The organism is Photobacterium sp. TY1-4 (assembly GCF_025398175.1).
Classification (GTDB): Bacteria; Pseudomonadota; Gammaproteobacteria; order Enterobacterales; family Vibrionaceae; genus Photobacterium.
On record NZ_CP099734.1, the window covers coordinates 919,235 to 934,740 of the forward strand.

12 protein-coding genes are annotated in these 15,506 nt (G+C 52.3%); 6 read left to right on the top strand and 6 right to left on the bottom strand.

The window, feature by feature from the left end; all coding sequences use genetic code 11:
• Nucleotides 1-159: 159 nt before the first annotated feature.
• The 4 genes from adk to NH461_RS04570 all read left to right on the top strand — a co-directional run bounded on the left by adk (nt 160) and on the right by NH461_RS04570 (nt 4,125).
• Nucleotides 160-804, top strand: a complete 645-nt coding sequence (adk, locus tag NH461_RS04555) for an adenylate kinase (RefSeq protein WP_261602074.1) — start codon at nt 160-162, stop codon at nt 802-804.
• A gap of 221 nt (nt 805-1,025) precedes the next feature.
• The gene (gene hemH / locus NH461_RS04560; protein ID WP_261602075.1) at nt 1,026-2,012 is read left to right on the top strand and encodes a ferrochelatase; all 987 of its coding nucleotides are present in this window, start codon (nt 1,026-1,028) and stop codon (nt 2,010-2,012) included.
• 131 nt (nt 2,013-2,143) lie between these two features.
• Nucleotides 2,144-3,448, top strand: a complete 1,305-nt coding sequence (locus NH461_RS04565) for an inosine/guanosine kinase (RefSeq protein WP_261602076.1) — start codon at nt 2,144-2,146, stop codon at nt 3,446-3,448.
• Nucleotides 3,449-3,585: 137 nt separating this feature from the next.
• Complete coding sequence (locus NH461_RS04570) at nt 3,586-4,125, top strand: porin family protein (RefSeq protein ID WP_261602077.1); 540 nt, start codon at nt 3,586-3,588, stop codon at nt 4,123-4,125.
• 70 nt (nt 4,126-4,195) lie between these two features.
• Here NH461_RS04570 and asnB read toward each other — a convergent pair whose 3' ends face one another.
• The 5 genes from asnB to nagB form a co-directional block, all read right to left on the bottom strand.
• Nucleotides 4,196-5,872, bottom strand: coding sequence for an asparagine synthase B (gene asnB, locus NH461_RS04575; RefSeq protein WP_261602078.1), 1,677 nt, complete (start codon nt 5,870-5,872; stop codon nt 4,196-4,198).
• Between the two features lie 273 nt (nt 5,873-6,145).
• Nucleotides 6,146-7,732: a cation:proton antiporter family protein gene (locus NH461_RS04580; RefSeq protein ID WP_261602079.1), complete on the bottom strand. Its 1,587-nt coding sequence runs from the start codon at nt 7,730-7,732 to the stop codon at nt 6,146-6,148.
• 202 nt (nt 7,733-7,934) lie between these two features.
• Nucleotides 7,935-9,152 (bottom strand): ROK family transcriptional regulator, encoded by a 1,218-nt coding sequence (locus NH461_RS04585; RefSeq protein WP_261602080.1) that lies wholly within the window; start codon nt 9,150-9,152, stop codon nt 7,935-7,937.
• A 3-nt stretch (nt 9,153-9,155) separates the two neighbouring features.
• Nucleotides 9,156-10,292, bottom strand: coding sequence for an N-acetylglucosamine-6-phosphate deacetylase (gene nagA / locus NH461_RS04590; protein ID WP_261602081.1), 1,137 nt, complete (start codon nt 10,290-10,292; stop codon nt 9,156-9,158).
• Between the two features lie 17 nt (nt 10,293-10,309).
• Nucleotides 10,310-11,110: a glucosamine-6-phosphate deaminase gene (nagB, locus tag NH461_RS04595; protein WP_261602082.1), complete on the bottom strand. Its 801-nt coding sequence runs from the start codon at nt 11,108-11,110 to the stop codon at nt 10,310-10,312.
• 252 nt (nt 11,111-11,362) lie between these two features.
• Here nagB and nagE point away from each other — a divergent pair, with 252 nt between their 5' ends.
• Nucleotides 11,363-12,925 carry an N-acetylglucosamine-specific PTS transporter subunit IIBC gene (gene nagE, locus NH461_RS04600; RefSeq protein WP_261602083.1) on the top strand — a complete coding sequence of 521 codons (1,563 nt, stop codon included), beginning with the start codon at nt 11,363-11,365 and terminating at the stop codon, nt 12,923-12,925.
• 221 nt (nt 12,926-13,146) lie between these two features.
• Nucleotides 13,147-14,811: a glutamine--tRNA ligase gene (gene glnS / locus NH461_RS04605; RefSeq protein WP_261602084.1), complete on the top strand. Its 1,665-nt coding sequence runs from the start codon at nt 13,147-13,149 to the stop codon at nt 14,809-14,811.
• Between the two features lie 102 nt (nt 14,812-14,913).
• Here glnS and fur read toward each other — a convergent pair whose 3' ends face one another.
• Nucleotides 14,914-15,360 carry a ferric iron uptake transcriptional regulator gene (gene fur / locus NH461_RS04610; RefSeq protein ID WP_261602085.1) on the bottom strand — a complete coding sequence of 149 codons (447 nt, stop codon included), beginning with the start codon at nt 15,358-15,360 and terminating at the stop codon, nt 14,914-14,916.
• Nucleotides 15,361-15,506 lie beyond the last annotated feature (146 nt).

The window sequence follows — 15,506 nt, forward strand, 5'->3', positions numbered from 1 at the left end:
GCGACGAAGGTCGAATCGATTCCGATACCGGCTTCAAATAGTATTCTGATAACGTATGTAATCCGGGCCCGGTCTTTGTACCGGGCTTGCGACTGCAGGCTAATCAGTGTATTTTGCTTTTTTTTTCGAAAAACTCCATTTACGTAAAGGGGATTTAAGATGCGCATCATTCTTCTGGGCGCTCCAGGTGCAGGTAAAGGTACTCAGGCACAATTCATCATGGAGAAATTTGGGATTCCGCAAATTTCTACCGGTGACATGCTCCGTGCTGCCATCAAAGCTGGTACTGAGCTAGGCCAAAAAGCCAAATCAGTCATTGATGCTGGACAGCTGGTGTCTGACGATATCATCCTTGGTCTGGTAAAAGAGCGTATTGCTGAAGACGATTGTGCAAAAGGCTTCCTGCTGGACGGTTTCCCACGCACGATCCCTCAGGCTGACGGCCTGAAAGAAGTCGGCGTAGATATCGACTACGTGATTGAGTTTGACGTGGCGGATGACGTGATTGTTGACCGTATGGCGGGTCGTCGTGCGCACCTGCCTTCCGGCCGGACTTACCATGTGGTTTACAACCCGCCAAAGGTTGAAGGTAAAGACGACGTAACCGGTGAAGATCTGGTGGTTCGTGATGACGACAAAGAAGAAACCGTTCGTGCACGTCTGGGCGTTTACCATGACCAAACAGCACCGCTGATTGCTTACTACGGTAAAGAAGCTGAAGCGGGCAAGACGCAGTACATCAAGATTGATGGGACTCAGCCTGTTGCTGAAGTCAGCGCTGAGCTGGAAAAAGCGCTGTCTTAATCTGACAACGCATGCCAAGCTTTGATAAACGGGTTAGCTTTCGGGCTAACCCGTTTTTCGTCATGGGCTGAAAAACATATTTTTCAGTGATCTGGCAGGGATTTAGCCGGGTATAAGATGCATGTTTTCAGAAAGCTGATAGAGTTGTCGCGTCGGCTTTGATCCCGAGCCGGAGGCTGAGGTCTGGCTCGAGGTGGGATTTCAATATCGCGAAGGAAAATATGAGCAATAAAAAGAACCTATCCGAGAACGCATTTGGTGTCTTACTGGTGAATCTGGGGACACCGGACGGAGCATCCCCCGCTGCTGTGAAGCGATTTTTGTCTGAATTTTTGCATGATCCGCGGGTGGTGGATATGAGCCGCTGGTTGTGGTGCCCGATCCTGCACGGGGCGATATTACCCATTCGCTCACCGAAGGTGGCCAAGTTGTACCAGTCCGTCTGGATGGACGAGGGATCGCCGCTATTGGTTTACTCCCGCCGCCAGCAGCAGCAACTGGCAGCGCAGTTGGATGTTCCGGTTGAGCTGGGGATGACTTACGGCAATCCGAGTATCGAGTCCGGATTGGATCGTCTGAAGCAGCAAGGCTGCGAGAAAGTGCTGGTCTTGCCGTTGTATCCGCAATATTCACGCACCACGACGGCTGCGGTTTTTGACAAAGTGGCGAAAGTGCTGAAATCGCAGGCGGCGATTCCGGAGCTGCGGTTTGTGAATCACTATTATGACCACCCGGCCTATATTACAGCGCTGGCGGAGTCTGCCACCACGTACTGGGAAACCCATGGGAAGCCGGATTACCTGCTGTGCTCGTATCATGGGATCCCGAAACGCTATGCTGATCATGGCGATCCTTATCCGGACCATTGCCAGGGCACGACGGCACGCCTGGCAGAGCAGCTTGAGATGCCACGCGAACAGATGAGCATGAGCTACCAGTCGATTTTTGGTCGCGAGGAATGGCTGAAGCCGTACACGGAACAAACGATCAAAGACTTGGCCCTCAAAGGTGTGAAACGGCTGGATGTGATGTGCCCGGCGTTCTCGGTCGATTGTCTGGAAACGCTGGAAGAGATCGCCGAGCAGTGCAAGGAAACCTTCCTTGAAGCTGGCGGCGAAGCGTTCCATTTGATCCCGTGTCTGAATGATAATACGCCACATATCGACATGATGGCGCAACTGGTCGAATTACATACCCAGGGCTGGTAGCCGGTTATTTTCAGCGCGGTTCTGAACCTAAAAAGGTGTTGAAGCTCTCAAAATCGATGAGAGCTTTTTCTTTTCTGAACTATATTCTGTGATAGAATTCGCACAATTTTTTTAACTGACAGCTCACAGACATGAAATTTCCAGGCCAACGCAAATCCAAGCACTATTTTCCCGTCCATGCGCGTGATCCGCTTCTGAGTCAAGCCAAGCAAGAAAAGCGGCTCACACGCACTCACGTTGTGGGAATTGATCAAACGCTGGTGGATATTGAGGCCTGTGTCGATGATGCTTTCCTGGAACGCTATGAGCTGAGCAAAGGCCATTCGTTGGTGATCACCGACGAGAAAGCCGAAGCTTTGTATCAGGAGCTGAAAGATCATGAACTGGTCAGCCATGAGTTTGCCGGCGGAACGATTGGTAATACGCTGCATAACTATTCCGTTTTGGCGGATGATAAGTCGGTACTGCTGGGCGTGATGAGTAAAGATATCGAAATTGGTAGCTATGCCTATCGGTATCTGTGTAATACCTCCAGCCGGATGGACATGAACTACCTGCAGCCGGTCACTGGCCCGATTGGCCGTTGTTTTGCCCTGATCACCGCCGATGGCGAGCGGACCTTTGCGATTAACGAAGGCCGGATGAACCAGCTGAGCCCGGAGAGCATTCCGGAGTCGGTCTTTGAACGCGCATCAGCATTGGTGCTGACGGCGTACCTGGTTCGTTGTAAAGATGGCGATCCGATGCCGGAAGCAACCATGCGGGCGATCGAATACGCCAAGAAGTATGATGTGCCGGTGGTGCTGACGCTGGGCACCAAATTCGTGATCGAAGATGATCCGCAGTGGTGGCGGGACTTCCTGCGCGACCATGTGACCGTGGTGGCGATGAACGAAGATGAAGCGGAAGCGCTGACCGGCGAAACTGATCCGCTGATGGCTTCTGAGAAAACCCTGGAGTGGGTTGATTTAGTACTGTGTACGGCAGGACCGATTGGCTTGTACACGGCCGGATATACCGATGAGTCAGCCAAACGCGAAACTAGCTTGCCGCTGTTGCCGGGAGAAATTCCTGAGTTTAATCGTTACGAATTCAGCCGTCCGATGCTCAAAGTTGACTGTGAAACGCCGCTCAAGGTTTATTCGCATATTGCCCCTTATATGGGCGGGCCGGAGCGGATCAAAAATACCAATGGTGCCGGGGATGGCGCGCTGTCAGCTTTACTGCATGATATGGCTGCCAATCGCTACCATAAAGAAAATGTGCCAAAATCGAGCAAGCACAGACATAACTTCCTGACCTATTCATCATTTTCTCAGGTCTGCCTGTACTCAAACCGAGTGAGTTACGAAGTTCTGGCACAACATTCTCCGCGCCTGTCGCGCGGATTGCCGGAGCGTGAAGACAGCCTGGAAGAGGCATACTGGGAGCGTTAATCGCGAGCAGAGACAACGACAACGGGGCCAATCATTGATTGGCCCCGTTGTTATTTGTGTTTACAAAATAATATTCGCTGAGAGCGCGCCTTACTTCTATGCTTTATTGGCATGCATAAGACAAAAAGGAGATAGAAATGAATAAGAATGCAGTGGTCCTGGCACTCTTTTCTGCTCTGTCGGCTCCGGCTGCCTGGGCGAATAATGTTGACCTGTCACAAGGAACACAGGAATTCGGTTTACAAGGTAGTTTGGATCTCGATTACGTCGATGACTACCTGTTCCTGCTCAATACCTCTTACGGCTATTTTATCCGTGAAGACTGGGAAATTGGTGGGGTGCTGGATGTCAACATGAGTGACAGCACACAGCAGTTCCAGCTTGGTTTTTTTACCGAGTATAACTTTACCAACAGCAGCAATTGGGTGCCTTATTTAGGGGCTGCTTTTCAGCTCGCAAACCTCAGCGGCAGTGACGGGGATTTTGAGTTTGATGTTGAAGATGCCACCGCATTAAACGTGAAACTTGCAGGTGGTCTGAAATACTTTATTAATCCGCATGTGGCGATCAGCGCCGAAGTGAATTACAACATTGCAACGGATGACATTAATGTCACCAAAGACGGGGTTGAAGACAGTTTCACCCGGTTTGTGTTTGGTACGCGGTTCTACTTTTAATCCGGCTGAAATTTCGAATAAAAAAACCGCCATCCGGCGGTTTTTTTGTGGGATATCACTCCCGGAGTGATTAGGCTTGCTTTGAGTATGCGTCGTTGTGCACGGCAGCAACCGCGCGGCCGGATGGATCAGCACTGTTCTTGAAGCTCTCATCCCATTCAATGGCCTTGGCACTGGAGCAGGCAATGGATGGGCCACCCGGAACACATTTGGCCGCATCTTCCAGCGGGAACAGCTCTTCGAAGATCTCGCGGTACATGTAGCCTTCCTTAGTGGTTGGCGTGTTGTACGGGAAGCGGAACTTCGCTGTCTCCAGTTGTTGTTCGGTCACTTTTGCCTCAGCAACTTCCTTTAGCGAGTCAATCCAGCTGTAGCCGACGCCATCCGAGAATTGCTCTTTCTGGCGCCAGGCGACGGATTCCGGCAGGTGATGGCCGAAGCATTCACGAATAATGTGTTTTTCCATCTTGCCGTTGCCGCACATCTTATCCTGAGGGTTCACGCGCATGGCAACTTCCAGGAACTCTTTGTCCAGGAAAGGAACACGTGCTTCAATGCCCCAGGCGGCCATCGACTTGTTGGCACGGGCACAGTCAAACATGTTCAGCGCCAGCAGTTTGCGGACGGTTTCTTCGTGGAACTCTTGTGCATTTGGCGCTTTATGGAAGTACAGGTAGCCCCCGAAGACTTCGTCTGCCCCCTCGCCGGAAAGCACCATTTTGATCCCCATTGCACGGATTTTACGTGACATCAGGTACATCGGCGTTGAGGCACGAATGGTGGTCACATCATAGGTTTCGATGTGGTAAATCACGTCGCGGATCGCATCCAAGCCTTCTTGGACAGTATACGTCAGTTCGTGGTGAACGGTACCGATATGGTCTGCAACTTCCTTGGCCGCCTTGAGATCCGGTGCACCTTGCAGGCCAATGGCAAAGGAGTGCAAGGTTGGCCACCAGGCTTCAGATTGCTCATCATCTTCAATCCGGCGCGCGGCAAATTTCTTGGTGATGGCTGAAATCACAGACGAGTCCAGGCCGCCGGACAGCAGAACACCGTAAGGCACATCGGTCATCAGCTGGCGTTTCACCGCGCTTTCCAGCGCGTTGGTCAGCGCAACTTTGTCAGTTTCGGCATCGGCAACGCTGTCAAAGCTCATCCAGTCACGCTTGTAGTAACGAACCGGCTCACCATGTTTGCTCCACAGGAAGTGGCCCGGAGGAAACTCGCTGATGGTTTTGCAGACCGGAACCAGCGACTTCATTTCAGAGGCAACATAGTAGTTCCCGTGCTCGTCGTAGCCATGATACAGCGGGATAATCCCGATGTGGTCGCGACCGATCAGGTACGCATCTTCCTGCTCATCATACAGAATGAAACCGAAGATCCCGTTGAGGTAGTCCAGCAGCTCCGGGCCTTTCTCCTTGTACAGCGCCAGAATGATTTCACAGTCGGATTCGGTCTGGAACGGGTAATCCGGGGCGAATTCGGCCTGCAACTCTTTGTGGTTGTAGATTTCACCATTCACCGCCAGCGCTTGTGTTCGATCCAGATTGTACAGGGGTTGCTCACCGCTGTTGAGGTCGACAATCGCCAGGCGCTCGTGCACCAGGATGGCTTTGTCTGAAGAATAGATCCCGGACCAGTCCGGGCCGCGGTGGCGCATTTTTTTCGACATTTCCAACGCGGTTTCGCGCAACGCCGCTGCATCACTTTTTATATCGAGGATACCGAATACTGAACACATACTGCTGACTCCGACTTAATTTGCTATCCATAATCTTTCAGGGAAGGGGCGGCAGTCGCACTGCGCATTTCCCTGTTGCTGATTGTTAAAATTGCGTATTCGGTAATAAATTGCAACCGATAATCCGTATTCAATCAAACAAAAGCCTTGTTGGTGAATATTTTCTAAAAATAATTATATTTAGTGAATTTTATCTATATCGGGTCGGTTTTTTGAACGAAAAAACGAACGGCGGCCGAAGCCGCCGTTGAAGGTGGGGGTCGCATCAGCCGATCAGCGACGCGGAATTTGAGGCGAGAGATGCTCGCAGACATGGCGGGCAAATCCGCTGCCGGCTTCGTTGTAAATATTGAAGGCAGCATCGACGCCCAGCTCGTGCAGGGTCTGCTCGTCGTCACTGTATTTGGCGATGGCGGCAATCTTGCCCTGGTATTTCCGCTCCCGGATTTGCTCCAGGGCGAAAGAGTTGGCCTGGCTGTGCGGCATCGAGAGCAGGATCAGCTCGGTGCTGTGACGGGAAATGACCCGAGCCCAGAAATCCGGGTCCGTTGCATCGCCATGGATCACATGACGGCCGGCTTCCTGGTGCAACTTCACCGAGTCTTCCCGGGTTTCAATCCCGACTACCTGCTCGCCGAAGCGGTTGACCAGCTCATCATAGGCGCCGGTGCCGATGCGACCCATCCCCAGGATCATGATTTTCTTATCGCCGAGGTCAATCAGGCGATCGGTCGGATTGAGTTTCTCCGGTTCAAACTCTTTCAGCCATTTGGATGCGTCTTTATACAGGCGATGGCCGGCGCTGTTCAGTGGGGCGGCAATCAGGAAAGATATCGACACGGCAATGGCAATCGCCACCAGGAAGCTGCCCGGCAGCAGTCCCATGTTATAGGCCAGTCCACCGACAATCAGCCCAAACTCACTGTAGTTAAACAGGGTCAGGGTCCCCAGCAGGGAAGTGCGCACCCGGAACCGGAACAGGTTGAAGACGCCGTAGTACAGAAGTCCTTTGAGTGGCAGCAACAGCATCAGCAACATCGCCATCAGGAAGCCGTCCAGGGTCGGCTCTTCCGACAGGCCGATATTGAGGAAAAAGCAGACCAGCAACAACTCTTTGAGGTTGAACAGGGATTTCGACATCTCAGAGGCTTTCGGATGCGCAGCCAGCATCATGCCCATGATCAGTGCACCGAGGTCGGCTTTCATGCCGACTGCATCAAACAGTCCGGCACCGGCCACCAGGGCCAGGAATACGCCGTACAGGACCAGCATTTCGCCGTGGCCGGCGCGGTCGAGCACCTTGAACAGGGAAGGGCGCAGCAGAGGCAGAGCGAACAGGGCCAGGGCGGCAATATCCGGGACCTTGCCGGTCGAGACGGTCAGGAACACCACGGCAAAAATGTCCTGCATGACCAGGATCCCGATGGCCAGGGTTCCGTAAGTGGCGTTGAGCTCGCCTTTTTCCTGGAGGGCTTTGATTGCGAACACGGTACTGGAAAATGACAGAGCAAAAGCCAGCAGCGCCAGTTGCGTGAGATCCAGCTCGCTGAGCATGCCCAGCCCCAGCTGTTTCAGTGCCAGCAGCGCCAGGGTAAACAAGGCTGTTGTCAGCAGGTTGTGCAGGGTTGCACCACCCCAAATTTCTTTCGCCAGCAGGGTTTTGATGTCGAGTTTCAGGCCGATCGAAAACAGTAAGAGCGTGACCCCCAGATCGGCCAGGGTCGAGAGGACTGCGGTTGACTGGTAACCCGTGGTGTTCAGGGCGAAGCCGGCAACCAGAAAACCGACCAGCGGGGGGAGCTTACATCTGAGTGCGAGGTAGCCGGCCAGAAAGGCGGCAATGATGTAGATGAGTTCCATAGAAAGACTGATGATCCTAAGTTATTGTTCTTACGATAACCCATCACGATCCGGTCGGGGTGATGGCGGTGTGCGATGTTATTTTTGCGGCGCAATATAGCATAAGGGGCATGTGCCTGTCCGGAACATGCCCCTGATAAATTGTTACGATTTAATTGCTTATCGAATGAGGAAAGATGCTGTGTTCGGCTGGAAGGGGGGGTTAATCTTCCAGCAACCGCTGCAGCAAGACGCCGTTGAGCATGGCGCGCTTAATCATGGAAAACGCCCCGATGGTCGGCTGGCCATACAGCTCAGAGGCGACGATCGGCAGGTCTTTATGGAAGGTGGACAGCGACTGGGTTTCGATACAGCGGCGGATCGCCGGGAAGATAATATCCTTGGCGCCCGTGATCTGACCGGCAATCACAACCTTTTGCGGGTTGAATAAATTCACCGTCATCGCCAGTGCTTTTCCGAGCTGGTTGCCGACTTTGATCAGCGCCTGGCTGGCCAGCTCATCCCCTTTATTGGCGGCTTCGCAAATCGCCGGCATGGTGACGTCTTCCAGCTCCTGCAAGCTGCTCGGATAACCCTGCTTCAACAGGCTTTGCACATGCGAAATAATGGCCGGATCAGAGGCAACGGTTTCCAGGCAGCCAAAGTTGCCGCATTGGCATTTATCCCCCAAAGGGTCGATCTGAATATGGCCAATTTCGCCGACATTGCGGTTTTGGCCGAGGAAGACCTGGCCATTGACGATGATCCCGGAGCCGGTACCGTGATGGACACTGACTAAGATAGAGTCGCTGCAATCCCGGCTGGCACCGAAATAGTGTTCTGCCAGGGCCAGACCGCGAATATCGTTGCCGACGAAACAGGAGACTCCGAATGTTTCACGAATGAGTGCCGCCAGCGGGAAAGGCTGGGCAACCTCAATATGCGGCATGTATTCAACGACACCGTTTTCCGGGTCAATCAGGCCCGGCAGAGTGATCCCAAAGGCGACCAGTTCACGCATCACGCCCTGGTTGTCGGCGATAAATTGGCGGATGTGGCCAATCAGCCCGTCAGTAAGCGTCTGTTGATCGGGATAAACAAACGGATGGGCTGCACTGGCAATATGCTTACCGCTCAGGTCGAAAATCGTCAGTTCGATGTAGTCCCGACCCAGGCGAATGGCAATGGCGTGAAACGGTGCCGATTCCGTTGTCAGGGAAATGGCACGTCGGCCACCGGTGGAAGCTTGTTGCGCGACCTCTTTGATGAGGCCGCGCTCGAGTAACTGGCGGGTAATTTTTGTCACACTCGCAGGGGCCAACTGACTGACGTCAGCAACCTGAATCCGAGAAATAGGGCCTTGCAAGTCAATGAGTCGGTAAACAGCTGCGCTATTGAGCTGCTTTACCAGATCTACATTACCAATTTGTCCGCCTGTCATAGTTTAGTTCTGCTCGTAATTGCCGTTAACAACAGTCGCCTGAACGTGGAAGTCGCGGTCAAAAACAGCCAGGTTAGCCACCATGCCTTTTTTAACAGCCCCCAGTTGCTTGTCCACACCAATGGCGCGGGCAGGGTACAGAGTGGCCATGCGTACAGCTTCGTCCAGAGCGATTCCTGCATGCTCAACACTGTTTTGAATTGCTTCAATCATGGTCAGTGCCGAGCCGCCAAGTGTGCCATTTTCATCAACGCACTTGCCATCCCGGTAATATACTTTCTTACCGACAAAAATAAAGTGATCAATGTCTGCTCCTGCAGGCGCGGTTGCATCGGTAACCAGAACCAGCTTGTCCCCTTTCAGGCGATGTGCCATGCGGATATTGGCATAATCGACATGGAAGCCATCGGCGATGATCCCGGTATACACCTCCGGTGTATCGTAGATGGCGCCGACCATACCCGGCTCACGGCCGGCAATCGGGCTCATGGCGTTGAACAGGTGGGTGGCAAACGTGATCCCGGCTTCAAATCCCTGGCGGGCCTCAACATAGGTGGCATTAGTATGGCCGGCAGAGACGATGATCCCGGCATCGGCCAGTTGCCGAATATGGTCGTGATCGTTGCGTTCCGGCGCCAGGGTAACCTTGGTGATGATGTCGGCGTTGTCGCACAGAGTCCGGATCATGGCATCGTCGGAGCGGCGAATGTGATCGACACTGTGGATGCCTTTTTTCATCACGTTCAGGTAAGGCCCTTCCAGGTGCAGGCCGAGCGAGTGATTCTGGTACTGGCTGTGATAGTCGCGCGCGGCTTTGATGGCGGCTTTCATATCGTCATCAGACGAGGTGATCAGCGTCGGCAGAAAGCTGGTGCAGCCGGACTTCAGGTTCGCGCGGTGCATGGTGTGGATGGTGTCGGCGTTGATCTCGTCATTAAGCATGACACCGCCACAGCCGTTCAGTTGCAGGTCAATAAAGCCTGGCGCGAGGTTGGCACCCGCTAAATCGCGGACCTCAATCCCGTCAGGCAGTTCGGTTTCCGGGCAAACAGCATGAATGTTCACGCCGTCAATGATAACGGCGTGGTGATTCAGCACATCGCTTCCGGTGAAAATACGGCAGTTGGTAAGCGCGTACATGAACAATTCCTTACGGGTTATAGGTGTTTGATATTGTCAGCTTCCAGTTCCTGGAAGTATTTCACGGTTTTGACTTTCAGTTCCTGCGTGGATGGCTCATCGCAGACAATCAGCGATTTCGGATGCAGTTGCAGGGCGGAAACCGTCCATAGGTGGTTGACTGAGCCTTCAACGGCCGCTTCGAGCGCCTGGGCTTTGGCATGGCCGGTCACCAGGATCATGATTTCAGCAGCGTCGAGCAGGGTGCCGACCCCGATGGTCAGGGCGTATTTCGGAACCTGCTTGATGTCGCCTTCAAAGAAACGGGAGTTGGCGATGCGCGTATCTTCGGTCAGGGTTTTGATCCGAGTCCGTGAAGACAGAGAAGAAGCCGGCTCATTAAAGGCAATATGACCGTCATTCCCAACGCCGCCCATGAACAGGTGAATTTTGCCGTAGGACTTAATTTTCGCCTCGTAACGTTGGCATTCTGCCTCGTGATCTAGGGTGTTGCCGTTCAGCAAATTGATGTTTTCTTCTTGAATATCAATATGGTTAAAGAAGTTATTATACATGAAGCTACGGTATGACTCCGGATGGTCGGCCGGGATCCCGATATACTCATCCATGTTGAAGGTCACCACGTGCTTGAAACTTACTTCTCCGGCTTTATAAAGCTCAATCAAGCGCTTATATGTCGCCAGTGGTGTTCCGCCCGTCGGCAGACCCAGAACAAAGGGACGTTCAGCTGTAGGTTGAAATTTATTAATACGATCAGCGATATAGCGCGCTGACCACAGACCAACATCTTTCGCATCTTGCAGTGGGATTAGTCTCACGGTGACACCTCATTCCAGTAGAAAACACAATAAAATCGTAGCGGATTCATCCTTTGTTTTGAATGATAAAATAAGTTTTATGATCGGGCTAGCAAAATCGCTCTGTCATGGCCTGAGCTGGTGATAGTGATCACAATTGTTGAGGTTTTAATTTGCGGGTCAAAATTAATCTCTTACACTGCTGATAACTTAATCGGGTAGCTAAAATAAGTTATCCCTATCGCATCTGAGAAAACCACAGGGGGAATCAAGGTGAATATTCTTGGATATATGCAAAAACTGGGTAAAGCGTTAATGCTTCCCATTGCTGTACTTCCGGTCGCCGGGCTGTTACTGCGCTTGGGACAAGCGGATGTGTTCGATATTCCATTTATGGCGCAAGCGGGTGGCGCAATCTTCGGTCAGTTGCCGTTACTCTTCGGGATCGGCATCGCGATTGGTTTGTCTAAAGATGGTGCCGGTGCGGCGGGCCTGGCTGGTGCTGTGGCTTACTTCGTCTTGGATGTTACTGCTAAAACGATTGATCCTTCTATTAATATGTCGTTCTTCGGCGGCATTATTGCAGGTATTATTGCCGGCCATTCTTATAATCGTTTCCATATGACCAGCCTGCCACCGTGGTTGGGTTTCTTTGCCGGGAAGCGCTTGGTTCCTATCATGTCCGGTCTGTTTGCCTTGGTGTTCGGTGCTGTTGCCGGTGAAGTTTGGCCGCATATTCAAGCCGGTTTGGACGCGTTGGCACATGCGGTATCCAGCTCTGGTGCGATTGGTCAGTTCGTTTACGGTGTGTTGAACCGTGGCTTGATCCCTGTTGGTCTTCACCATGTTCTGAACTCATACTTCTGGTTTGGTATGGGAAGCTGTCAGGTGATCAATGTCGAGCCGGTTGCCATCTTGAATGGTGCAACTCAGCTGTGTGTTGACCCGGCGCTGGCGAAGCAACTGGTCGTTGGTCAATCACATGTCTTTGAGTTTAAAAACTCAGTGACTCCGGAAGTGACTGCTGTTGTGAAGGGCATTACTGAAACCGTGAACACTGGTGATCTGAACCGCTTCTTCGCAGGCGACAAATCTGCCGGCGTATTTATGAACGGCTTCTTCCCAATCATGATGTGGGGTCTGCCGGGCGCGGCGCTGGCGATGATCCTGGCTGCACCGAAGCAAAAACGCAGCCAAGTGATGGGTGCACTGGGTTCTGTGGCATTCTGCTCTTTCCTGACAGGGATCACTGAGCCGCTGGAGTTCATGTTTGTCTTCCTGGCACCGGCACTGTATGCGCTGCATGCGGTCTTCACCGGTCTGTCTCTGGTGGTCGCCAACATGTTCGGGACGCTGCACGGCTTTACCTTCTCTGCGGGTCTGATCGACTTTGCCCTGAACTGGGGTCTGGCAACGAAGCCGCTGGTGCTACTGATGATCGGCATCGGTTTCTTCTTCCTGTACTTTGTGACCTTCAGTGTGGCTATCCGTGCCTTCAATCTGAAATCACCAGGCCGTGAAGATGACGACAGTGAAGAAACTGAAGCTGTAACGGGATCTCAGGAAACCGGTGAGCTGGCGAAGCAATACCTCAAAGCGCTGGGTGGCCACGGCAACCTGGAAAACATCGATGCCTGTATTACCCGCCTGCGCCTGACGCTGAAAGACAGCAGCCTGGCGGATGAGAAAACGCTGAAGGCGCTGGGTGCGATGGGTGTTGTGAAGCTAGGGACGAATAACCTGCAGGTGATTCTGGGCCCGCTGGCTGAAATTGTGGCAGGGGAGATGAAGAAAATCCCGGCTTCGGAAGACCTTTCTTCTGTGAAATTGCCTTAAGTTTTTGCTTTCCTTCGCGACTGAGGATGACTCATCGCCAGAAGGGAGCCCGGGACTTGGCGGTAACCTAATGGGTTGCCTGGCAATATCCTCCAAGAAACCCCGCAATAGCGGGGTTTTTTTATCCATATCGACAAACAATGCATACTATTTGTTGAGTCGTGACCCATATTTATGGATCATAGAGAATCCAAATCCTGTAAGCACACGAGGTGTCTTTGATGAGTGAGTCTGAAGCTCGTCCAACTAACTTTATCCGCCAGATCATCGATGCGGATCTAGCCAGTGGCAAACATACAAGCGTTCATACCCGATTCCCGCCGGAGCCGAATGGCTACTTGCATATCGGTCATGCGAAATCCATCTGCTTGAACTTCGGCATTGCTCAAGACTATCAGGGTCAATGTAATCTTCGTTTTGATGATACCAACCCTGAAAAAGAAGACATCGAATACGTTGAGTCGATTAAGAACGATGTTCACTGGTTGGGCTTTGAGTGGGACGGTGAGATTTGTTATTCATCGAACTACTTCGACCAGCTACACGGGTATGCGATTGAATTGATTAATAAAGGTTTAGCCTATGTTGATGAGCTGAGCCCTGAACAAATCCGCGAGCTCCGTGGAACACTGACCGAGCCTGGGAAACCAAGCCCGTACCGTGATCGTCCGGTTGAAGAAAGCCTGGCGCTGTTCGAGTCCATGAAAAATGGCGAAGTGGAAGAAGGCAAGATGTGCCTGCGTGCCAAGATCGACATGGCGTCACCATTTATGGTGATGCGCGATCCGGTGTTGTACCGGGTCCGTTTCGCGACACACCACCAAACCGGTGACAAGTGGTGCATCTATCCGATGTACGATTTCACGCATTGTATTTCCGATGCGCTGGAAGGGATCACACACTCGATTTGTACCCTGGAGTTCATGGATAACCGCCGTCTGTATGACTGGGTTCTGGACAATATCACCATTGACTGTCGCCCGCACCAGTATGAGTTCAGCCGCCTGAACCTTGAATATACGGTGATGTCGAAGCGTAAACTGAATCAGCTGGTGACCGAAAAACTGGTTTCCGGTTGGGATGATCCGCGGATGCCGACGATTTCTGGTCTGCGCCGCCGTGGTTTCACATCTGCTTCTATCCGTGAGTTCTGTAAGCGTATTGGTGTGACCAAGCAGGACAACACCATTGAGATGAGCTCGCTGGAGTCCTGTATCCGTGACGACTTGAACGAGAATGCACCACGTGCGATGGCTGTGCTGGACCCGATCAAAGTGGTTATCGAGAACTTTGACGGTGCCACGGAACTGCTGGAAGTTGCCAACCATCCGAACAAACCGGAAATGGGCAGCCGCCAGGTGCCGTTCAGCCGCGAAGTCTACATCGAGCGTGAAGATTTCCGTGAAGAAGGGAATAAAAAGTACAAGCGTCTGGTGCTGGGCAAAGAAGTCCGCCTGCGCGGGGCGTACGTCATCAAAGCTGAGCGTATCGAGAAAGACGAAGACGGCAACATTACCACCATTTTCTGTACATATGATCCAGACACCTTGGGTCAAAACCCGGCTGATGGCCGTAAAGTGAAAGGGGTGATTCACTGGGTTTCTGCCGAGGCAGGTGTTCCTGCGGAGTTCCGTCTGTATGATCGCCTGTTCACCATCCCGAACCCGGGTGCAGCGGAAGACTTCCTGGCGGTGATTAACCCTGAATCACTGACGTTGAAGCAGGGCTTTGTTGAGCCGTCACTGGTGGAAGCTGAAGCTGAGAAAGCATTCCAGTTTGAACGGACCGGTTACTTCTGTGCTGACAGTAAAGATTCGAGCCAAGAGCACCTGGTGTTCAACCGTACGGTCGGTCTGCGCGATACCTGGGCCAAGATTGGCGACTAAGGTGCGCGAAGCTGCTTAAAAAAACCAGCCGGATGGCTGGTTTTTTTATGGTTTCAGAGCCCGGGCAGAGCAGGCAGCTGTTGCCTTTGCCCGGAAGCGAGATTATTTGCGATCGTGCAGCTTCGGATTTTCGTTGCAGTCCCCTTCCATGCAGTGACCGTATAGGTACAGGCTATGGTTGGTGAGTTTGACGTTGAAGCTGGCTGCAATGTCTTTCTGGCGCTCTTCAATGAGATCATCTGAAAACTCAATGACTTTACCGCAATCCAGGCAGACCAGGTGATCATGGTGGTGTTGGGTGGCCAGCTCAAAGACGGATTTACCGCCCTCGAAGTGATGGCGGGTGACAATGCCGGCATCATCAAATTGGTTCAGAACGCGGTAAACTGTTGCCAGGCCAATTTCTTCACCGATATCAATCAGTTTCTTGTATAAATCTTCGGCACTAATGTGCTGGCATTCCGGGCTCTGCAACACTTCCAGAATTTTGAGACGCGGTAGCGTGACTTTTAAGCCTGCTTGCTTAAGTGCAGTATTGTTATCTGACATTCGAGTTTCCTATTGGCTAGCCGCAGCAAAAAACGGTGCGGTAGTCGTTCTCATTTATATTCATTATAAGGGACCATTAGGCAACAATAAACCTTAAAAAAAGAAGGGCTCTTCACAAGCGCGGACTTTTCCTTGGTTGCAAGTGT